At 58.9% G+C, this 20,314-nt stretch carries 18 protein-coding genes; 7 read left to right on the top strand and 11 right to left on the bottom strand.

Annotated elements, in window-relative coordinates; translation table 11 throughout:
* Nucleotides 1-1,251: an SRPBCC family protein gene (locus BR48_RS0114980; RefSeq protein WP_027232059.1), complete on the bottom strand. Its 1,251-nt coding sequence runs from the start codon at nt 1,249-1,251 to the stop codon at nt 1-3.
* 141 nt (nt 1,252-1,392) lie between these two features.
* Here BR48_RS0114980 and BR48_RS0114985 point away from each other — a divergent pair, with 141 nt between their 5' ends.
* Nucleotides 1,393-2,289, top strand: coding sequence for a LysR substrate-binding domain-containing protein (locus BR48_RS0114985; RefSeq protein WP_027232060.1), 897 nt, complete (start codon nt 1,393-1,395; stop codon nt 2,287-2,289).
* Between the two features lie 126 nt (nt 2,290-2,415).
* On the opposite strand, the gene BR48_RS0114990 is transcribed toward BR48_RS0114985, so the two are convergent.
* From BR48_RS0114990 to BR48_RS25885, 6 genes are all read right to left on the bottom strand, one after another.
* Nucleotides 2,416-2,601 carry a hypothetical protein gene (locus BR48_RS0114990; RefSeq protein ID WP_027232061.1) on the bottom strand — a complete coding sequence of 62 codons (186 nt, stop codon included), beginning with the start codon at nt 2,599-2,601 and terminating at the stop codon, nt 2,416-2,418.
* A gap of 92 nt (nt 2,602-2,693) precedes the next feature.
* Nucleotides 2,694-3,263 (bottom strand): potassium-transporting ATPase subunit KdpC, encoded by a 570-nt coding sequence (kdpC, locus tag BR48_RS0114995; protein WP_027232062.1) that lies wholly within the window; start codon nt 3,261-3,263, stop codon nt 2,694-2,696.
* Nucleotides 3,264-3,274: 11 nt separating this feature from the next.
* Nucleotides 3,275-5,377 (bottom strand): potassium-transporting ATPase subunit KdpB, encoded by a 2,103-nt coding sequence (kdpB, locus tag BR48_RS0115000; protein WP_027232063.1) that lies wholly within the window; start codon nt 5,375-5,377, stop codon nt 3,275-3,277.
* Nucleotides 5,374-5,547, bottom strand: coding sequence for a hypothetical protein (locus BR48_RS0115005; protein WP_153669709.1), 174 nt, complete (start codon nt 5,545-5,547; stop codon nt 5,374-5,376). The genes kdpB and BR48_RS0115005 overlap by 4 nt, the downstream gene beginning before the upstream one ends.
* A gap of 11 nt (nt 5,548-5,558) precedes the next feature.
* The gene (gene kdpA / locus BR48_RS0115010; RefSeq protein WP_027232065.1) at nt 5,559-7,262 is read right to left on the bottom strand and encodes a potassium-transporting ATPase subunit KdpA; all 1,704 of its coding nucleotides are present in this window, start codon (nt 7,260-7,262) and stop codon (nt 5,559-5,561) included.
* Between the two features lie 19 nt (nt 7,263-7,281).
* Nucleotides 7,282-7,371 carry a K(+)-transporting ATPase subunit F gene (locus BR48_RS25885; RefSeq protein ID WP_081815899.1) on the bottom strand — a complete coding sequence of 30 codons (90 nt, stop codon included), beginning with the start codon at nt 7,369-7,371 and terminating at the stop codon, nt 7,282-7,284.
* A 410-nt stretch (nt 7,372-7,781) separates the two neighbouring features.
* Between BR48_RS25885 and BR48_RS0115020 the strand changes: the two genes are divergently transcribed.
* The 4 genes from BR48_RS0115020 to BR48_RS0115035 all read left to right on the top strand — a co-directional run bounded on the left by BR48_RS0115020 (nt 7,782) and on the right by BR48_RS0115035 (nt 11,386).
* A complete protein-coding gene (locus BR48_RS0115020) occupies nt 7,782-9,209 on the top strand; it encodes an FAD-binding oxidoreductase (protein WP_027232067.1) in 1,428 nt (475 codons plus the stop codon).
* An 87-nt stretch (nt 9,210-9,296) separates the two neighbouring features.
* Nucleotides 9,297-9,812, top strand: a complete 516-nt coding sequence (locus tag BR48_RS0115025; RefSeq protein WP_027232068.1) for an OsmC family protein — start codon at nt 9,297-9,299, stop codon at nt 9,810-9,812.
* Nucleotides 9,813-9,947: 135 nt separating this feature from the next.
* Nucleotides 9,948-10,256, top strand: coding sequence for a hypothetical protein (locus BR48_RS0115030; protein WP_139217682.1), 309 nt, complete (start codon nt 9,948-9,950; stop codon nt 10,254-10,256).
* 323 nt (nt 10,257-10,579) lie between these two features.
* The gene (locus BR48_RS0115035) at nt 10,580-11,386 is read left to right on the top strand and encodes a hypothetical protein (RefSeq protein ID WP_139217683.1); all 807 of its coding nucleotides are present in this window, start codon (nt 10,580-10,582) and stop codon (nt 11,384-11,386) included.
* A 33-nt stretch (nt 11,387-11,419) separates the two neighbouring features.
* Here BR48_RS0115035 and BR48_RS24660 read toward each other — a convergent pair whose 3' ends face one another.
* The 4 genes from BR48_RS24660 to BR48_RS24670 all read right to left on the bottom strand — a co-directional run bounded on the left by BR48_RS24660 (nt 11,420) and on the right by BR48_RS24670 (nt 17,643).
* Entirely contained in the window at nt 11,420-11,662 is a 243-nt protein-coding gene (locus tag BR48_RS24660) for a hypothetical protein (protein ID WP_036814624.1), read from the bottom strand.
* 291 nt (nt 11,663-11,953) lie between these two features.
* Nucleotides 11,954-13,000: a glutamine synthetase beta-grasp domain-containing protein gene (locus BR48_RS0115045; protein ID WP_027232071.1), complete on the bottom strand. Its 1,047-nt coding sequence runs from the start codon at nt 12,998-13,000 to the stop codon at nt 11,954-11,956.
* A 282-nt stretch (nt 13,001-13,282) separates the two neighbouring features.
* Nucleotides 13,283-16,396, bottom strand: a complete 3,114-nt coding sequence (locus BR48_RS24665) for an efflux RND transporter permease subunit (RefSeq protein WP_036814626.1) — start codon at nt 16,394-16,396, stop codon at nt 13,283-13,285.
* Nucleotides 16,393-17,643 (bottom strand): efflux RND transporter periplasmic adaptor subunit, encoded by a 1,251-nt coding sequence (locus BR48_RS24670; protein WP_051615034.1) that lies wholly within the window; start codon nt 17,641-17,643, stop codon nt 16,393-16,395. Before BR48_RS24670 ends, BR48_RS24665 begins: the two co-directional genes overlap by 4 nt.
* 341 nt (nt 17,644-17,984) lie before the next feature.
* On the opposite strand from BR48_RS24670, the gene BR48_RS0115060 reads away from it, so the two are divergent.
* A complete protein-coding gene (locus tag BR48_RS0115060; RefSeq protein ID WP_027232072.1) occupies nt 17,985-19,064 on the top strand; it encodes an ABC transporter ATP-binding protein in 1,080 nt (359 codons plus the stop codon).
* An 85-nt stretch (nt 19,065-19,149) separates the two neighbouring features.
* Nucleotides 19,150-20,286, top strand: coding sequence for an extracellular solute-binding protein (locus BR48_RS0115065; protein ID WP_027232073.1), 1,137 nt, complete (start codon nt 19,150-19,152; stop codon nt 20,284-20,286).
* The last annotated feature ends 28 nt before the right edge of the window (nt 20,287-20,314 follow it).

A 20,314-nucleotide genomic window follows, 5' to 3' on the forward strand; every position in this document is an offset into this window, starting at 1 on the left:
TCAGTATCCGTTCTCACGCATCTGGTCGACATACCAGGTGGCAAAGTTATCGAGTTGCTGTTCGGTGAACCTCGAGTAAGGGCCAGGTTCGTAGGCCGGATCGAGAACACCGGAATGCGCCCGGGCGACTAGTTCGGCATCCTGTTCAGTTGTCGCGACCCACACGCTGGTCAGTTTCTCGAGATCGTAATCCACGCCTTCGACGGCATCCTTGTGAACGATCCACTTTGTTCTGACCATCGTGGTATCGGGGCTCAACGGAATTATTATCGAGATCACCGCATGGTCGCCCATGAAATGATGCCAGCAATTGTGGCCCCATAGATGCGTATCCCCCAGATCCTTCCGTGTCATGGACCCTAGAAGTACATTTGAAGCCGCAGTTGCATCAGGTGTCTGGGATTCTCCGGCGCCGGCAATGATCAGGCGCTGCGTTCGAAAGTTCGTGGTGCAATTCACAACGCCTTCAACGACCGCCGATTTGTGCCCCTCTTCCTCCCAGATACGGGTGCGCTCCTTATAAAGCGCCTGATGTACTTCAGCTTCGGCCCGGTCCTCCTCGCTCAAACTTGCCGGGTCAAATCCGAAATCGAGGTCGATGAAGGAGACGCAAAGCTCAGGATGATTGGCCGAGCAATGGTAGCACTCGCGATTGTTTTCGATCGTCAATTTCCAGTTGCCGCGTTCGATGACCTCTGACTGGTACGCCACCTTGGCATTGCCGATGTCGTAGGGCGCCAGTCTTTCTTCCATTGTGTCGGCAAGGCGCTGCACATCGGCGGGCGGGTTGTCGGATAGACAAACATAAATCAGCCCGCCGATTGATTTGAAGTGTACGGGCTTGAGGTTGTGACATGAGCGGTCAAAATCGGAACCCATGTGCGGGGCGTGAATGAGCTCGCCTGTCAGTTCGTAAGTCCACTGGTGATAGGGACAGACGAGTTTTGAAATCACGGTCGATCCCGCGTCGAGAAGGCGGGAGCCCCTGTGCCTGCAGACATTGTGCACGACCTGAATCTCGTTGTCGTCATCGCGCAGAAGAATGACGCTGGTCTGTCCGACATCGATGACTTGAGCGTCGCCCGGTTCAGGCACGTCGCACTCGAGCCCGACACAGATCCAATGGCGACGGAAGAAAACGTCCATGTCGGCTTCAAAAATATCCTGACGGGCATAGAACTCGGCGGGCAGCGAATATCCCGCGCGACGGCTGTCCAGCAGCGTCGAAATTTCAGTGCGCGTCTGAAGCATGGTCGATCTCTCCTGGTTTTGAAAATAATCTTCTTGATCAACACAACCTTCAACGGCAGAAATACTCATAATTCGCTTGAGAAAATATCATGCAAAGCCGACACTGGCTGATGATTGGCGTGTCGTTTCAACAGGTGCCCTTTGGCTGGCTTTCGAAAGAACGTTCCTTCTTTGAATGCATTGGTCGCCCTTGAGGCGGCGTCCCGGCATAAAAGCATCACGCTCGCAGCGGCTGAACTCGGCGTGACGCAGTCTGCGGTCAGCAGGCAAATAAGCTCGCTCGAAACGGACCTTGGAACCAAGCTGTTCGTGCGCAAGCACAGATCCATAGAGCCGACACCCAATTGCCTCATGCTGGCTTCGTCGCTCGCCAACAGCTTTTCGGCGATCAGCGAAAGCGTCGACCTTATAAGATCAAGCAATCGCACCGAGACAGTCACGATCGGCGCCACACTTGCTTTCTCCACACTCTGGCTTCTGCCCCGGCTGAGTGAATTTCGACAGCGGTTTCCCTCGGTACAGATGCGCGTGGTTTCGCAGGATGCCCGTATTCAACTTGAATCCGGCGAAGTCGATGTGGCTATCCGCTTTGGAATTCCGCCATTCGAAGATGCGGAAGTGATTGCTTCGAGGCCCGATACGATTTTTCCTGTCTGCTCGCCCGAATATGCAATGCGCCTCGAAAATCCCGCGCACTTCTACGATTCGAACGCCGACCTCATTGCAAACGATGTCTCCGAAAGAACCTGGTACTCCTGGGGCGACTGGTTCTCGCGTGCTGATATCAAGGCGCATGTTCCAAAACCGAGCCTGCGATTCAATCATTACGCGGACGCTTTGCAGGCCGCGCGGGCCGGACAGGGAATCATGCTTGGATGGAACGTCCTCGTGAATGGTTTTCTGCAAGACGGATCGCTCGTTCGCCTGGGCGATCTCGTTGTCACACCCGAAGGACGGTACAATGTGCTCGTCCCGAAACGAGCCAAGCGAATGCCAATTCGCGAGATCGCGGCTGAATGGATTGCAAGCAATCTGTAGGAATGAAGGACACGGATTGAGTGCGGCAACTTGACTCGCGTCTCCATAGTTTCGAGGATCTGGAACGCGACGGGCGCACGGTCGCGGAGGTGTGGATCTGAACATCCGTCACCGCCGAAGACGAATTCAGGTCAGGAACATCGCAACGAACAGCAGGGCAACGATGGCAATCGCGCCGACCCGCAATTTCCAGTTGGCTGTGCGTGCCCGTTTCGGGGGTTCCTGGTCGGCGGGTGGCCGATCATCGACCTCGGCCTGGTAAGCCAGGAAGGCAACCACCGCAATCGCCAGGATCAAGGTAAGGTCATGCATTTCTTAAACTCTCCGAAATCAATCTCGCGACCGAGGAGAACCCTGAGGCAGCACCGGAGACCAGCGTTTGCCAGTCTCCGGCACGATCACAATTATGGCGCCTTTACCCCGTCGAGCGCGAGGTTGAGGGCCAGCACATTCACCACCGGTTCGCCCATGAAGCCAAGTTCGCGACCCTCGACTTGCCGGTCCACCAGCTGGCGCAGGCTCGCCTCGTCCATTCCCCGTGCCTTGGCGACACGCGGCACCTGGAAATAGGCGGCTTCCGGCGAGATGTGAGGGTCGAGCCCGCTGCCGGAGGTCGTCACCAGATCCATCGGCACTGCCGCATCAGGATTGGTTTCCTTGAGCGCTGCAGCATCGGCGTTGATCCGCTCGATCAGCTTCGGATTGGTCGGGCCGAGGTTGGAGCCGCTGGAAGCGGCAGCGTTATAGCCGTCGCCGGCCGCCGACGGCCTGCCGTGGAAGTATTGTTCGCCTGTAAAGGCCTGACCAATCAATTCGGAGCCGACGACAATGCCACCCTTTTCGATCAGGCTTCCATTGGCCTGACGCGGGAAGATCGCCTGGGCGAGACCTGTCATGCCGAGCGGGTAGATGAGGCCGGTGATGACGGTCAGCGCCACGATCATGACCAGCGCGGGTTTGAGTTGTTTCAACATTGGAATGATCCTTATGCAAGGCCGAGGCTGGTTATGATCACGTCGATGGCCTTGATGCCAACGAAGGGAACGATCACGCCGCCAAGGCCGTAGAGGAGAAGATTGCGCCGCAAGAGCGAGGCGGCGCCGACCGCCCGGTATTTGACGCCCTTCAGCGACAGCGGGATGAGCGCGACGATGATCAGAGCATTGAAGATGATCGCCGAAAGGATCGCACTCTGCGGCGTCTGCAGGCCCATGATATTGAGCGCGCCGAGTTGCGGATAGAAGGCAAGGAACATCGCCGGGATGATGGCGAAGTACTTGGCTATGTCGTTTGCGATCGAAAACGTCGTCAGCGCGCCGCGGGTCATCAGCAACTGCTTGCCGATGCCGACGATCTCGATGAGCTTGGTCGGATCGCTGTCGAGATCGACCATGTTGCCAGCCTCGCGGGCTGCGACTGTACCAGTGTTCATCGCCACGCCGACATCCGCCTGCGCCAGAGCCGGAGCATCGTTGGTGCCGTCGCCGCACATGGCAACGAGCTTGCCCTTCGCCTGTTCATCGCGGATGAGGGAGAGCTTGTTTTCCGGGGTCGCCTGCGCGAGAAAATCATCGACGCCGGCTTCAGCAGCGATGGCGGCTGCGGTCAACGGGTTGTCGCCGGTGATCATCACAGTACGGATGCCCATGCGCCGCAATTCGGCAAAACGCTCGCGGATGCCGCCCTTGACGATATCCTTGAGGTGAACGATGCCGAGCAGCCTGCCGTCGCGCGCGACGGCAAGCGGGGTCCCGCCGGCCTTGGCGATACGGTCGGCGATAGACTGCAGGTCGCGCACGACGTCGGCGCCAAGTCGCGGCACGATCGTCGCCACATTGCCGCCGACAGCTGCAACTGCAGCTACGGTCGACTGGTCGACATAGGCGAGCACGGCATCAACTGCACCCTTGCGGATCGAGGAGCCGTCAATATCGACGCCGCTCATGCGGCTTTGCGCCGTGAACGGCACGAAATCGGCGTGCAAGGTCTGCATGTCGCGGGCACGGATACCGTATTTCTCCTTGGCTAGGATGACGATCGAGCGGCCTTCCGGCGTCTCGTCTGCAAGCGATGCGAGTTGCGCGGCGTCGGCAAGTTCTTCTTCGGACACGCCCTTGACCGGGAGCAGTTCGGTTGCCTGCCTGTTGCCGAAGGTAATGGTGCCGGTCTTGTCCAGAAGCAGCGTGTCGACGTCGCCTGCCGCCTCGACAGCACGCCCCGACATGGCGAGGACGTTGAAGCGGACAAGGCGGTCCATGCCGGCAATACCGATGGCCGAAAGCAACGCGCCGATCGTCGTTGGTATGAGCGTCACGAACAGCGCTACAAGCACCACCACCGGAATGGCGCCGCCGGCATAGGAGGCAAAGCTCGGTATGGTCGCAGTTGCGAGGACAAAGATCAGCGTCATGCCGGCAAGAAGGATATTAAGCGCGATCTCGTTCGGGGTCTTCTGGCGTTCGGCGCCTTCGACAAGCGCAATCATCCGGTCGAGAAAGGTCGAGCCGGCCGCAGCGGTAATGCGCACCCTCAGCCAGTCTGACAGCACCTGCGTGCCGCCGGTGACAGCGGAACGGTCGCCGCCGGACTCGCGGATGACCGGGGCCGACTCGCCGGTGATCGCAGATTCGTTCACCGAGGCGACCCCCTCGATGACTTCGCCGTCGGAAGGTATGATATCGCCGGCCTCGACGAGGACGAGATCGCCGACTTTAAGGCTCGTGCCGGGCACCAATTTGAACTTGGTGTCCTTTTCGCTCGAAAGCAGCTTGGCCTGGGTTTCGGTCCGGGCCTTGCGGAGCGAATCCGCCTGCGCCTTGCCGCGCCCTTCCGCGACGGCCTCGGCAAAATTGGCAAAGAGCACCGTGAACCAGAGCCAGAGGATGATCTGGAAGGTGAAGCCGAGGCTTTCGCTGCCAGATGCAAGATCTTTAAGAAAGAGAACCGTGGTCAAAGCCGAGACGACGGCAACAACGAACATCACCGGGTTGCGGGCAAGGCTGCGCGGGTCGAGCTTCTTGAAGGCGCCGCCGATAGCCGGCAGCAGGATGGAGGAGTCGATGAGACTCGGAGATTTGGACTGGCTCATGAGAGACTCCAGCTGTGAAGATGAATGAGGGCATATGCAGCGAGCCAGATCAGCATCGTCATCAGCGTCATGCCGAGAATGATGTCCGAGGCGCGCACGCGCTTGGCAGCACCCCGCGCCAGTTTCTTGGCGCGGGTCTGCGGGTTGAATTGCAAGTAACCGTGACGCATGGCGGGCTCCATCAGAACGTCTGGCCAAGGCCGAGGGCGAGGTGTTCGACGATCGGGCCAACGGCGAGTGCCGGAAAGAAGGTGAGACCTCCGACGATCAGGATGACTCCGACCAGGAGCCCAACGAAAAGCGGGCTGTGCGTCGGGAACGTTCCGGCGGATTCAGGAATCGTCTTCTTTGTCACGAGCGAACCTGCGATCGCCAATGCGGGAATGATGACAAAGAAGCGGCCGACCCACATGCCGATGCCAAGTGTGACGTTGTACCAGGGCGTATTGCCGGTGAGACCGCCGAAAGCCGAGCCGTTGTTGGCGGCCGCCGAGGTATAGGCATAGAGGATCTCGGAAAACCCGTGCGGACCGGCATTTGCGACCGAGGCGACGGCCGAAGGCAGGACGCTGGCGGCGGCGGTGAAACCGAGCATGGCGAGCGGCAGGCACAGAACGGCGAGCATCGCCATCTTGACCTCCTTGGCCTCGATCTTCTTGCCGAGATATTCCGGCGTGCGTCCCACCATCAGGCCGGCAATGAAGACGGCGATGATGACGTAGAGCAGGATGCCGTAAAGCCCGGCGCCGACGCCGCCGATGACAACTTCGCCAAGCATCATGTTGATGAGCGGTACCATGCCGCTGATCGCCATGAAGCTGTCGTGCATCGCATTGACCGCGCCGCAGGAAGCGGCCGTCGTGACCACTGCAAAGAGCGCCGAGAGGGCGATGCCGAACCGCGCTTCCTTGCCTTCCATGTTGCCGCCGTCGATGCCGAGCGCGTGAACCAGCGGGTTGCCAGCGGCTTCGCCCCAATAGCAAATGACGACGCCGGCGAGGAAGAGAACGCCCATGGCAGCGAAGATCGCCCAGCCCTGCCGTTCATTGCCGACCATACGGCCGAACACATTGGTGAGCGCCGCGCCGATGGCAAAGATGGTCACCATCTGGATGAGGTTCGAGATGGCATCGGGGTTTTCGAATGGGTGCGCGGAATTGACGTTGAAGAACCCGCCTCCATTGGTGCCGAGCATCTTGATGGCAAGCTGCGTCGCAACCGGTCCGACGGCAATCGTCTGCTTGGCGCCTTCGAGCGTCGTCGCGTCGACATAGCTCCCAAGGGTCTGGGGCACGCCGAGATAGACATAAACCAGCGTCAGCACCACGCAGATCGGCAGGAGCACATAGAGCGTGCTGCGCGTCATGTCGACCCAGAAATTGCCGACGGTCTTGCCGGACGCTCGGGCAAAACCGCGGATAAGCGCGATGGCGATAGCGATGCCGGTGGCCGCCGAAACGAAGTTCTGCACGGTGAAGCCGGCCATCTGCACGAGATAGGACATCGTGCTTTCGCCGCCATAGTTCTGCCAATTGGTATTTGTGACGAAGCTGACGGCGGTGTTGAAAGCGAGCCCCGGCTCCGTCGCGCCCATGCCTGCGGGGTTGAGCGGCAACACGCCCTGCAGGCGCTGCAAGGCATAAAGCAGGGCGAAGCCGGCAATATTGAAGAGCAGGAGCGCGACCGCATAGGTAAGCCAGTGCTGCTCCTCGCGCTCATTCGTGCCGGCGAGGCGGTAAAGGCTTCGCTCGATGGGCACCATGACAGGCGAAAGCAGTGTTCGCTCGCCGCCAAAAACGCGCGTCATATAACCGCCGAGCGGTTTGACGAGCACAATGATGATCCCGCAAAAGACGAGAATCTGTATCCATCCGTTAATAGTCATGAATTCAGCTTTCCAAGCCTCAGAAGCGCTCTGGGCGAACGAGGGCGTAGGTGAGATAGGCGAGCAGGAAGAGGGTCACCGCGCCGCCGAGAATATAGTCGAGGGTCATCTCGCGCTCCTCAAGTCAAAGACTATCGCAGGCTTTGGTATAAGCCAGCGAGAGGGCGATCAGCACCACGCCGACCCCGAGAAAGATCAAATCCATCGCAGATACTCCTTGCTATCCATGAACCCGATCAAAGCGGTCAACCCATGGATAAGGTTATAAAATCAATCAGCGACGGCCCCGGCAACTATTGCCGGAGCTTTCCTGACGGCGCGGAGTATGACTCTTTACGAAATAGGAATTCGAGACGGCGTCAGCCGCAAACGCATAAGGATTCCATAAGGAACGCCGGGCACAAGGGGGGCCAGCACCGGGCGACCAGTACAGTTCCAGAACTTGCGGTAGTGCCGATGGGGGATCAAACTCCGCATTGAAGGGCAGGAATGCGCTTCCCGCCCAACGGAGGACTGATCATGAACGATTTGGGCTTATCTACCCTGGAATCCGGTAAGAAGAACATCAGTGCCAGTGCAGTCGAAGCGCTCGCCGCACAAATGCGCGGGAGCCTTATTGGCGAAAAGCACGCTTCCTATGACGAGGCACGGTCGATCTGGAATGGCATGATCGACCGGAGGCCCGGCCTCATCATTCGTTGTGCCGATGCACACGACGTCGTCAATGCGGTGCGTTTTGCGCGGGGTGACGGTTTACTCGTTTCCGTCCGCGGCGGCGGGCACAACATAGCCGGCAGCGCCGTTTGCGACGGCGGCGTGGTGATTGACCTGTCGCAGATGAAATCCGTGCAGGTCGATGCTGCGGCGAAGCTTGCGCGAGTCGAACCGGGCGCCACATTGGCCGATGTCGATCGAGAAACCCAGGCCTTCGGATTGGCTGTTCCCACCGGCATCAACTCCACCACCGGTATTGCCGGGCTGACACTCGGCGGCGGTTTTGGCTGGATCACCCGCAAGTTCGGCCTGACGATCGACAATCTCCTTTCGGCCGACGTTGTAACGGCTGATGGCGAACTTGTGCATGCGAGCGAGGCCGAGCACCCCGACCTTTTCTGGGCCCTGCGCGGCGGCGGCGGAAACTTCGGCATCGTTACCGCCTTCGAGTTTCAATTGAACAAGGTCGGACCCGACGTCCTCGCCGGACTCGTCGTGCATCCTTTCGCCGATGCCGAAGCCGTCCTCAAGGAATACCGGGCCGCGCTCGAAACGGCGCCGGATGAACTCACCTGCTGGACCGTCATGCGGCAGGCGCCCCCGTTGCCGTTTCTTTCCGCCGAATGGCACGGCAAGGAGGTGCTTATACTCGCCATGTGCTATTGCGGCGCTGTGCAAGACGGCGAACAGGCGACAAAGCGGCTGCGCTCGATCGGCAAGCCGATCGCCGATGTCGTCGGCCCGGCGCCCTTTGCCGGTTGGCAACAGGCTTTCGATCCACTGCTTGCGCCGGGCGCGCGCAACTATTGGAAGAGCCACGACCTTGCCGAACTGTCGGATGCTTCGATCAAAGTCTTGACCGAAGCCGTGCGAAATCTTCCGGGTCCCGAGTGTGAGATCTTCACCGCCCATGTTGGCGGAGCCGCTGGCCGCGTCCCCCTGGAGGCAACAGCGTTTCCGCAACGCAACTCGCACTTCGTTATGAACGTCCATGCGCGCTGGCAAACACCGGAAATGGACAAGGCGTGTATCGGATGGGCGCGTGGCCTCTATGACGCCATGAGGCCGCATGCGACTGGAACGGCCTATATCAACTTCATGCCCGGCGATGAAGTTGACCGTGTCGAGGAAGCTTATGGCAGCAACTACAAACGGCTCGCCGCGATCAAACACCGCTACGATCCGCAAAATCTCTTCCGGATGAACCAGAACGTGAAGCCGAAGGCGAGTTAGGCTGCAGTAGTAAAGGGCGAAAGACGGCCGCACTGCCGTCTTTCGCAACTATGCTATGTTGAGACATCCGAACCAGGGAGACCAATCATGGATGCTGCTCAACTGCGCGCAATCCAGGCGCCCATCAAGGATCGCTACCGCGCAAACCCCGAGGATGCTTTCATCACGCTTAAAGCGCAAGGGAGCATCGACGACCAGAACATAGCCTGCAAGGTGGAAACAGGGCGGGCGCTCGCCGTCGCGGGGCTGCACACGGCCACTGGCGGCAGCGGCATGGAGCTTTGCTCAGGCGACATGTTGCTTGAAGCCCTCGTGGCCTGCGCCGGCGTAACTCTCAAGGCCGTGGCCACGGCTCTTGAAATTCCCTTGAAATCCGGCAGTGTCGCGGCAGAAGGAGACCTCGACTTCCGTGGCACGCTCGGTGTCGACAGGGACGCGCCTGTCGGCTTCAAGCAAATCCGTCTCGTCTTCGATCTCGACACCAATGCGCCGCAAGACAAGCTGGATCAATTACTGAAGCTGACGGAACGCTATTGCGTGGTGTACCAGACCGTTCGCAATGGACCGGCGGTTGAGATCACGCTACGGCATAGCCAAGGTTGAGCGGCACCCCTCGCCTGCCAACAATCTGCTGGTGCACTTTGAACCAAGACATGTCAAACTCTCGGCGTAGCAGTCTATGGGGGAGAGACGAACATGCGTGGTGCAGGTGCACTCATTCTGTTAGCGACATTTGCAATGGCCGGATGTCAGTCGACAACTGGCGACGATGCGAACGCAGTTCCCGCATCAACCCTGCCGCCCGGCATGGCCGCAACCGCGACAGCGGGAGGTGGTGGTGCGCCTACAGACCTTGCCGATCTCGTCAACAAGCCCGCAAAGTCAGCCGCAAGCCAAATGACGGCACGTGGCTACGCCTCCGTGAGCTTCCAGGACAATACGGCTTACTGGTGGAACGCGCGGACTCAAGTCTGCGCCAGCGTCGTCACCGCCAACGGCAAATTCCAGTCGATCGGAACGGCGACAGCCCGCTTTTGCGGTCAGTAAATCCGTCTCCATTTTGCGTCGATCGTCGCCATGGGAAACAGGTTGACGCAAGCGCGGACCTGTAGAAGTGGACGTGGCAAAGCGAGGCATTGCCGATCACAAATGGCAAGCGCAGAGTGGCGACTCGCCAATCCAGAGATGCGGTAACAGTCATGGAAGAATGGGATCCGGTAGTCGTCAAAATGCTCAGCATTTTCATGCCGACTGCCTTTGAAGGGCGAGCGTCGATCAAACGACATTCGCGCTTTGTGCACTATACGACCGCAGCGAACCTATTCGGAATTCTCGACAGGCAGCAAGTCTGGTTTCGAAATGCAAGGTGCATGAATGACGATGGTGACACGGAATACGCGGCCGCAAAGGTTCAGGAATGGCTGAACGATAGCGGCCGCACCGCACAACTTGCGCAGACGCTCGAATTCTGCATGCCCGGCATCTGGCAGGACGGGGTAAAGAAATTCGAGCTGTGGCTGCCGCGATTACGCAACGAGACCTATGTCTTGTCCGTTGCCGAGCACGATCTCGAAGAGCACTCGACCGGCCGGCTATCGCTGTGGCGGGCCTTCGACGACGAGGAAGTCGCCGTTGCCGCCGTCGTGAACGTCGCGCCGTTCATACAAATGACCGATGCACTTCAGGCATATCCCGGCCCGGTGACCTACTGGACCAACAAGCAGTTTGACGACGAGTTCAAACTTGTGGCCCACCGTGTCGCTTCAAACCGGGATTTTCTGGCAAAGCTCAGCAAGGGTGCGCTCACGGAAGTCGTGTTCCTGATGCTGCTTTTCGCAGTGACTTGCTGGAAGCATCCGGGCCTGCGTGATGAGCGCGAATGGCGCGTTCTGACCAATCCCTTGCTCTGGCCTTCAAAACGGCTCTTCAAGACGCACGAGGTTATCGACCGAATCCCGCAGCCCGTCTACGCCTTGCCGCTGAAGAATGACCCGGGCAACCATTTGACCGGCATCGAGCTGCCCGAACTAATCGACCGCATCATTATCGGACCAACGGATCAGGGAGGCCCCATCCGGGATGCGATCATTGCGAAACTAGCTGAGATTGGCGTGAATGACCCGGATTCGAAGGTTGTTGCCTCCGGCCTGCCATTGCGCACCAGCAAAATGGGCTGATCAGTGCAGGAGGGTCGGCCTCGGCCTGCCAACTTACCCTTGGCTTCTCCCAAGGAGCCGGGAGACCCGCACTTCGACCGAAATAGCCACATCCTCACGACGTGCAAGCGCGAGGTCATCGATGACTTCCATCATGGCTGAAAGGATTTCGTCACGATGCCAGCCGGCGTCGCACGCCCTGCCGACGAGTTCAATCACCTCGTCCTCAATCGCCAACTGACACTGATGAAATCGCGCCGGATGGGTGCGCGGGCGTTGCGGCCTTTCGATGGTCATCGTCAGTTCCCCCCAAAGTTTAACAGCACGCTTTCCAGCATGAGCAGCGCATCGCCGGGAAGTGCCTCTTTGGGTTTTAACGTAGCGCGCACCCACGCGTCTATCCATATGCGATTTAATTCGTCGCATCACGATTCAGTCAACGCGCGAAGCGGCGTTGCCGAGTGAGGTCTTTGGGCGCCAGAGCTAATTTGCTCCAGTTTCGCGCAATGTCTGACCGGACCCTGTTCGGGACTATCGAACAATCTGAAATGTCACGGCGCAGCAAAACGCCGCGCCGTGACAATGGATTTATTCCGCTGCGGCGAGCCGCTGCTCGATTTCAACCGGAACCGAAGCGATCGTCTTGAGGATCTGCGAAGCGATCTCGTAGGGGTTGCCCTGGGAATTCGGACGGCGATCTTCCAGATAACCGCGGTAGCCGCTGTTGACGAAGCTGTGCGGAACGCGGATCGAGGCACCACGGTCGGCAATGCCGTAGCTGAACGTGTGGATCGACTGAGTTTCGTGCTTGCCCGTCAGGCGCATGTGGTTGTCCGGGCCATAGACGGCGATGTGATCGGCGCGCGCCGATTCAAATGCTGCCATCAGGTCCTCGAAATACTCCTTGCCGCCAACTTCGCGCATGTAGGTGGTCGAGAAGTTGGCATGCATGCCCGAGCCGTTCCAGTCCGTATCGCCGAGCGGCTTGCAGTGCCATTCGATGTCGATTCCATACTTTTCGGTCAGGCGGAGCATCAGGTAACGTGCGAGCCAGACTTCGTCGGCAGCCTTCCTGGAGCCCTTTCCGAAAATCTGGAATTCCCACTGGCCCTTGGCGACTTCGGCGTTGATGCCTTCATGATTGATGCCGGCAGCAAGGCACACGTCGAGGTGTTCTTCAACGATCTTGCGGGCGACGTCGCCGACATTGCTATAACCAACGCCTGTATAGTACGGCCCTTGCGGCGCCGGGTAACCGGCTTTCGGGAAACCGAGCGGACGACCGTTTTTGTAGAAGAAGTATTCCTGTTCGAAGCCGAACCAGGCGCCGTCATCGTCAAGGACGGTTGCGCGCTTATTGGAAACGTGCGGTGTGACGCCATCTGGCATCATGACTTCGCACATGACGAGAACGCCGTTCGTGCGCTCCGGATCCGGATAAACGGCAACCGGCTTCAACACGCAATCCGAGCTGCGGCCTTCGGCCTGATTGGTGGAGCTGCCATCGAAGCCCCAGAGAGGAAGCTGTTCAAGCGTGGGGAATTCCGCGAATTCCTTTATCTGCGTCTTGCCGCGAAGATTCTGTACCGGTTCGTGACCGTCGAGCCAGATGTACTCGAGCTTGTATTTTGTCATTTTGCGTTCTCTCACACGTAATTTGCCTAGTGATCCTGCCGCAAGCGTCTCGTTGATTTGGGCGCGACTTGCTGGATGATTTCATTAAAGCAATTTGTGTGCCAACTGACGCGATGGGTGTGGGGCGCCGGGCAAAATCGAGGAATCGCCGGTTTCGTGAACGGCTCACGCCCGCCGACGACCCGATGCCCTTTCGTCGATGACATATATATCGGCCTACGCTCAAAAATTCGACACGTAAGGGCGTCGATTTGCCTATGTTTTGAGCAGGTTGGGGGGGCGTTACTCTGCTGCCTCGGGAACATGGGCGCTACGCGACAGCCGCTTTGCGGCCTTGCCGAGAAGCCGCGACAGGTCTTCCATATAGAGGAAGATCACCGGCGTGATGAACAGCGTAAGTATCTGGGAAACGATGAGGCCGCCGACAACCGCGACACCGAGCGGCTGACGCAACTCGGAACTTGCGCCTGCACCAATCGCGATTGGAATTGTGCCCATCAATGCAGCAAGCGTCGTCATCATGATAGGCCGGAAACGGACAAGGCACGCTTCGCGGATGGCATCAAGCGACGTTTCGCCCGCCCTTTGCCGGACCAGCGCGAAGTCGATCATCATGATGGCGTTTTTCTTGACGATACCGATCAGCATCAGGATGCCGATGATGGCGATGACGCTGAGGTCGTAGCCGAAGAGCTCGAGTGTGGCCAGCGCGCCTGCGGCAGCAGCGGGCAGTCCGGTCAGGATGGTCAGCGGGTGAACGAAGCTCTCGTAGAGAATTCCAAGCACAATGTAGATCGTCAAAATCGCCGCGCCGACAAGCAAGCCCTGATTTGCCAGCGATTGCTCGAATACCTGGGCCGTTCCCGTGAAGGTGGAGGTTATCGTCGTTGGCACGCCGAGCTGCGTCTTCAGCGTGTCGAGTTCCTGTATCGCCTGACCGAGCGACACGCCCTGCGGCAGGTTGAACGAGATCGTGACTGCGGGGAGCTGGCCGAGCTGGTTGACTGCAAGGAGACCCGTGGTGCGCTCCACCCGGGCGAAGGCAGAAAGCGGAATGAGCTTGTTGGTCGTGGTCGAGCGGATCTGCATCTGGTCGAGCTTGTCGGCTGTCCACGGAATATCGGGGTCAAGCTCGACGATGACCTCGTAGCTGTCGCCTGTGGCGAAGATGGTCGATGCCTGGTTCGTGCCGAACGCGTAATAAAGCGTATTACGAAGCTGGTCCGAATTGATGCCGAGCAATTGCGCCTTGTCGTGATCGATGACGAGGTTGGCCTGTAGGGCATTGTTCTGCAGATTGCTCGACACATCCACGAATGTCTGCCGCTCCTGCTGCATGGCGAGCAGCATTTTTTGCGACCAGGGATAGAGATCCGTCGAACTGACACTCTGCAGTACATATTGATACTGTGCATTCGAGGATACGCCGCCGATACGCAGGTTCTGAACGGCGACGGGATAGCTGGTAATGCCCGGAATTTTTGCCAGCGTCTGCCGCAGGTCACGCAGAAGTTCTTCCAACGGCATCCGTTCGGACTTCGGCTTCAGCTCCACGAACAGCCGCCCTTGATTGAGGCTTGCGGAGTTGAAACCGCCGCCTACGCTGGAAACCACATGGGCAACATAGGGACGGCCGGATACGGCACTCGCCACCTGCTTTTGCAGTGCCACCATCGCATCATAAGAGATGTCCTGCCGCGCTTCCGTCGAGATGGATAGTTGTCCGATATCTTCGGTCGGAAGGAAGCCCTTGTTGATCGTCGAAAAGAGGTAGACCGTGGCGACAACGGTCAGAAGGAAAACGACAAGGATGACTGGACGGGCACGCAGGCAAATGTCGAGCAGGCGCCCATAACCTCCCTGAACAGCGTCGAATATGCGTTCGGTCAGGGGTGGCTTCTTCTTTTCCGTCTCGTTCTGGTGGCCGCGCAAATGACTGCAGAGCATCGGCGTCAGCGTGAGCGATATAAGAGCCGAGGCGCAGATCGCAACGGTGACGACGACCGCGAATTCATTGAATATGCGTCCGACGACGCCGCCCATCAAAAGGATGGGAATGAACACCGCCACCAGCGAAGTGGTGATTGAAATAATGGTAAAGCCGATCTCCTCGCTGCCCTTCAGCGCCGCTTCGAATGGGGGCATCCCCTCTTCGATATGCCGGGTTATGTTTTCGAGCATGACGATGGCGTCGTCGACGACGAGACCCACCGAAAGTGTCAGACCCAGAAGCGAAATATTGTCGATGGAAAAGCCGAGGACATACATCGCCCCGAGCGTGGCAATGAGCGACAGGGGAACCGCAACGACCGGTATCAGCGTAGCGGAGAGCCGGCGCAAGAAGACGAAGATCACCAATATAACAAGGGCAATCGTCAGAAGCAGGGTGAACTGCACATCGGAGACGGCCTGGCGGATGGATGCCGAACGATCGTTGACGATATGAATGCTGGCCGATGGGCCGAGATCCTTTTCGAACTGCGGCAGGATTTCGCGCACGCGGTCCACCACGTCTACCGTATTGGCGCCGGGCTGCCGGAACACGGCCAGCACCAGCGACGGCTTGCCGTCATAGCGGCTTTCGGTCTGGGTCGTCGCGACCGAATCGATGACGCGCGCTACATCGCCGAGCCGCACCATCTTTCCGTTGGGCGCGGCAACGATGATCTGACGGAAAGTATCAGCGTTTTCCGCTTGGGTATTGGCCTGGATCGCCATTTGCTGCGTCGGGCTCGATATGGTGCCTACCGGAGCAATCGAGTTTTTAGCCGCCACCGCGGTGGTCAATTCGTCGAGACCGATGCCGCGCGCCGTTGCCGCATTGGGATCGACTTCGACGCGCACCGCATATTGCTTGGTACCCAGAACCTGGACTTCGCCAACACCGCTGATCGTCGAGAAAGCCGGCGACATGACATTTTCGGCGTAGTCGTCGAGCTTCGAGAGCTGCATCGTGTCGCTCTGCAACGCAACGAGAACCACCGGTGCATCGGCGGGATTGGTCTTCCGGTAGCTCGGCGGGGTCGTCATATTCGGCGGCAGGCGGCGGAGCGTACTGGCGATCGCCGCTTCGACATCGGCTGCGGCCTGGTCGATGTCGCGGTTGAGATCGAATTCGAGCGTGATCTGGGTCGAGCCGAGCGTACTCGTCGAACTGATCGTCGAAATGGCCTGGATCGTAGAAAATTGCTTGATAAGCGGCGTTGCGACCGCATTGGCCATCGTATCGGGCGATGCACCGGGGAGCTTCGCCGAAACCGTTACGATGGGAAAATCGACCTGCGGCAGGGCCGCAACCGGCAGGAACTTATAGGCAAATATCCCCGAAGCTGCGAGTGCGACGGATAATAATATCGTCGCAATCGGCCGCCGGATGAAGAGTGCAGAAAGATTCATTGGGCGGCCTCGACGGGCAGCGCCTTGTTGTCACTGCCAGGGTCTGGCACGGGGGCTGCTTGCGCCTCCTTCGTCGTCGTTTGCACAGTCGCCCCGTCCTGGAGGTGCAATTGGCCGTCAACCACGACCTGATCGCCAGGCTGGATGCCCGACGCGATGACAGCGGTTTCGCCGACGGTATTGGCGAGCGTCACGTTCTGCATAGCCACTTTCTTGTCGGGATGGACAAGGAAGACAAATGAGCCGCTATTGCCCTGCTGCACGGCGATAAGGGGGACAGTCGTCGCGTCCTTCTGCAGACTGAGATCGACAACGGTTTTCACATATTGCCCGGGCCAAAGCGCTCCATCCTCATTGGCAATATCAGCCTTGAGGACGATGGTGCCGGATGCGGTGTCGACGCTGGAATCGATGAAGTTGAGCGTCCCGGTCGCGATAACATCATTGCTGCCCGGAAGCTTGATCTGGACGGACGCCGGATGACTGGCGACCGCCGCCCGCAACGCCGGCAAATCGCTTTCGGCAAGCGTGAACGCGACGCGCAGCGGAGCCATGCGGGTGATCGTCAAAAGGTTCGTCGTATCGGCGGTGCGTACCAGATTGCCGACGGAGGTATTGACGACCCCGACGCGGCCGTCGATCGCAGCCTTGATCGTCGTATAAGAAAGTTGGACCTGATCCGCCGCGATTTGCGCCTTGTCCATATCGATCGTCGCCTCGATGACCTTTACCGCGGCATCCGCCTGATAGGCCTGCTGGTCCGTACCCACACGTTGCTTGGCAAGATCCTGCGCGCCCGAAAGATCGAGTTTCGCCGACACGAGGCTGGCTTCATCCTTCGCAAGCAAGGACTGGTCCTTGGCAAGCGTTGCATTGAGCGCTCGATCGTCCAGTTTGAAAAGCACGTCGCCGGCTTTGATCATCTGGCCATCGATGACGTGCTTTTCGACGACGACGCCATCAATCTGCGGGCGAACCGCGACGGTCTCAATGGGCTCGATCGACCCGACGACCGTTTTCGTAACCGGAACGTCCTCTTTCTTCGCCTCTGCAACCACGACGAGTGGCACGATCGCATTGCGCTTCTTTGTCTGCGCCTGTGCATTGCCCCCGCTTGCGGAGAGCGAGCCTGTCGGCATTGCGCCCTTGTCCGGTGCAGAGGCACGAAGCGAGAGTTCGGGATAGGCGAGAAAATAGCCGACGCCGATCATGACCGGAATTGCGATCACAAGGCCTATACGCTTCATGACGTGTTCTCTTTCTCGAACTCTATCGAACATGTCAGAACTACCCCTCCGGCAGCCCATTACAAATTATAGTTTTGTAATATTCATAAGGTGCACGACTTCGTTTCACGTCCCACCTATAGGCGGCAATTGGGTTTTTCGCGGGGCGCGGGCCAGCCATCAACTGTCGGTCACGCAATTGTTACGATTTAACGCAGGTTGCGAAGGGTTGGACGAACCTGGCACGTCATGGCTGTCCGCAGGCGAAAAACGCGTCACTGAATTTTTCGCTTGTCACGGGACTGTTATAAAAAGACAGTACAAGGAAAATAATTGCGCAGCTGTGCAATACGGGGAAGAAAATGAACGGGCAGGCTTTTCTCAAGGTAGAGAATCTCAGTGTGGGCTATGGCGGGACAACCGTCTTGACCGATCTTGACCTTTCGATCGGCAAGGGCGAATTCGTAGCGCTCCTCGGCTCGTCCGGCTGCGGGAAGACGACACTCTTAAGAACAATCGCCGGCTTTGCCAAACCCTCGGCCGGAGCAGTCTCGGTCGCCGGACGCGACGTGACGCAACTGCCCCCGGACAAACGCGGCATGGCCCTCGTCTTTCAATCCTACGCCCTGTGGCCGCACATGACGGTCGCGCAGAACATCGGCTACGGACTGAAGCTGCAGGGGCGCTCGCGTGGTGACATAGAAAAGCGTGTGACCGAAATGCAGGTACTGCTTGGCCTTGGCGGCCTTGGCAGTCGCAAACCCGGCCAGCTTTCAGGCGGCCAACGCCAGCGCGTGGCGCTTGGCCGGGCCCTGGCGATCGATCCGGAAATCCTGCTCCTCGATGAGCCCTTGTCAAACCTCGATGCGCGGATCCGGCTGACAGTGCGCCATGAAATTCGCTCGCTGCAGAAGCGGCTCGGCATCACCGCCATTCATGTCACCCATGATCGGGAAGAGGCCATGGTAATGGCCGATCGCATCGTCATCATGAACGCGGGGCGCATCGAACAGCAGGGAACGCCGGAAGACGTCTACAACAGGCCGGCTTCACCCTTCGTTGCCGCCTTCATGGGCGCCGAAAACCTTCTGACAATGCAGGCAAGGGTGAGCGGCGAACATATCGAGCTGATGGAGAGCGCGATGAGCCCACCGACCGTGACAGGACGTGGCGGCCGGGACGTCACAAGCGGGCCAGTTGAACTGCGTTTTCGCGCCGAGGCCGCGAGCCTCGTCCGCAACGGCGAGAAGACGACGCCTGCAGCTGGCGCCCTCGAGTTGCGCGGCCAGGTGGCAAGCGTCACCTATCCCGGCGGACATTGGCGCCATGCCGTGCATCTCGGCAACCAGGAGATTCTCGTCGACGCCGACCGGCCCTTCGATCAGGGCGAAACAGTGAAGGTACATGTGCCGGAGAGTTCGCTCTTCATCTTCAACGCGTGATGGCGTTCGCACGGAGTTTTGGCGCCCTACCTAAGTGCGCCAGGGAATAGAGTTGATAACCAAATCTTGCTCAGGGAGTTACGGAATGAAACATCTTCTTCAAGCTTCGATCATCCTCGGCCTCGCCACAACACCGGCGGCCGCCGCGGATCTTACTGTGGTGACCGCGGGCGACCAGAACATGGTAGATTATGTGAATGATTACCTTGCACCGCTCTTCGAGAAGGAAAATCCCGGCGCGAAGGTGCGCGTTGTCGGAACGGGCCCAGGCGATGCCGGTTCGCAGAAGATCGTCGAGCGCTTCGACGCGCAGGCGAAAGCCAACGCAGACAAGTGGGATGTGGACGTCGCTGTGGTCCACGAAAAATTCGCCGGACCCCTCGTCGCTGACGGCTACCTTGAAGCCTACAAATCCAAGATTCCGTCCGGTAAGATGGTGACGAGCGAAAAGGCGAAGCTTGCGCTCGGCGCCAATGTCGAGGGCTATGTCATGCCCATGTTCTCGAGCCAGACCGCCATTGCCTACAATCCGGCCACGGTGCCCAATCCGCCGAAGAGCTATCAGGAGCTCGTAAGCTGGGCCAAGGAAAATCCGAAGCAGTTCGGCTATAACGGCATCAAGGGCGGCGCTTCTGGGGTCAGCTTCGTCATGGGCTGGATCTATGCTTTCGGCGATGGCGATGCGACAAAGCTGATGAACGGACCCTTCGAGGAAGCCGAAACCAAAAAGTGGGACAAGGCTTTCGCCAGCCTCAAGGATTTTACCACCAACGCGACGCTCACGCCTGGCAATGCCGGGACACTTGACATGCTGAGCCGTGGCGAAATTGCCATGGGTCCGGTCTGGGTCGATATGTTCTATTCGTGGAAAGCGGACGGCAAGCTTCCGCCGGAAATGAAACTGATCCTGCCTGCGCCGGGCATGCCAGGCCAGCCCATGCACTATGTCATTCCCGCGAAGAGCCCGAATACGGAACTCGCCGAGAAGTTCGTTGCACTGGCAACCAGCCCGAAAGTGCAGGCGGATGGCATCGTCAAGCGCTTCAACTGGTACCCGGGCATCGACGCGAAATTTGTGCAGCCGGAACTGGACAAGGCGAGCTGGGACAAGCTCTTCGTCGATATCACGCCTGATGACCTGGCCAGCAAGGGCAAGCCGTTCCCGATCGCGCCTTACAACAAGGCCATCCTCGAAGCCTATGAGAAGAACGTCGCCAACTGATAGCAACTGGGCCGCCGGCACCCCCCGG

It is taken from the genome of Phyllobacterium sp. UNC302MFCol5.2, from assembly GCF_000686005.1.
Classification (GTDB): Bacteria; Pseudomonadota; Alphaproteobacteria; order Rhizobiales; family Rhizobiaceae; genus Phyllobacterium; species Phyllobacterium pellucidum.

What these genes read in the sequence shown, in the direction of transcription:
- BR48_RS0114980 (WP_027232059.1), bottom strand. Translation starts at nt 1,251, where the DNA reads ATGCTTCAGACGCGCACTGAAATTTCGACGCTGCTGGACAGCCGTCGC.
- BR48_RS0114990 (WP_027232061.1), bottom strand. Translation starts at nt 2,601, where the DNA reads ATGCATGACCTTACCTTGATCCTGGCGATTGCGGTGGTTGCCTTCCTG.
- kdpC (WP_027232062.1), bottom strand. Translation starts at nt 3,263, where the DNA reads ATGTTGAAACAACTCAAACCCGCGCTGGTCATGATCGTGGCGCTGACC.
- kdpB (WP_027232063.1), bottom strand. Translation starts at nt 5,377, where the DNA reads ATGAGCCAGTCCAAATCTCCGAGTCTCATCGACTCCTCCATCCTGCTG.
- BR48_RS0115005 (WP_153669709.1), bottom strand. Translation starts at nt 5,547, where the DNA reads ATGCGTCACGGTTACTTGCAATTCAACCCGCAGACCCGCGCCAAGAAA.
- kdpA (WP_027232065.1), bottom strand. Translation starts at nt 7,262, where the DNA reads ATGACTATTAACGGATGGATACAGATTCTCGTCTTTTGCGGGATCATC.
- BR48_RS25885 (WP_081815899.1), bottom strand. Translation starts at nt 7,371, where the DNA reads ATGACCCTCGACTATATTCTCGGCGGCGCGGTGACCCTCTTCCTGCTC.
- BR48_RS0115020 (WP_027232067.1), top strand. Translation starts at nt 7,782, where the DNA reads ATGAACGATTTGGGCTTATCTACCCTGGAATCCGGTAAGAAGAACATC.
- BR48_RS0115025 (WP_027232068.1), top strand. Translation starts at nt 9,297, where the DNA reads ATGGATGCTGCTCAACTGCGCGCAATCCAGGCGCCCATCAAGGATCGC.
- BR48_RS0115030 (WP_139217682.1), top strand. Translation starts at nt 9,948, where the DNA reads ATGGCCGGATGTCAGTCGACAACTGGCGACGATGCGAACGCAGTTCCC.
- BR48_RS0115035 (WP_139217683.1), top strand. Translation starts at nt 10,580, where the DNA reads ATGAATGACGATGGTGACACGGAATACGCGGCCGCAAAGGTTCAGGAA.
- BR48_RS24660 (WP_036814624.1), bottom strand. Translation starts at nt 11,662, where the DNA reads ATGACCATCGAAAGGCCGCAACGCCCGCGCACCCATCCGGCGCGATTT.
- BR48_RS0115045 (WP_027232071.1), bottom strand. Translation starts at nt 13,000, where the DNA reads ATGACAAAATACAAGCTCGAGTACATCTGGCTCGACGGTCACGAACCG.
- BR48_RS24665 (WP_036814626.1), bottom strand. Translation starts at nt 16,396, where the DNA reads ATGAATCTTTCTGCACTCTTCATCCGGCGGCCGATTGCGACGATATTA.
- BR48_RS24670 (WP_051615034.1), bottom strand. Translation starts at nt 17,643, where the DNA reads ATGAAGCGTATAGGCCTTGTGATCGCAATTCCGGTCATGATCGGCGTC.
- BR48_RS0115060 (WP_027232072.1), top strand. Translation starts at nt 17,985, where the DNA reads ATGAACGGGCAGGCTTTTCTCAAGGTAGAGAATCTCAGTGTGGGCTAT.
- BR48_RS0115065 (WP_027232073.1), top strand. Translation starts at nt 19,150, where the DNA reads ATGAAACATCTTCTTCAAGCTTCGATCATCCTCGGCCTCGCCACAACA.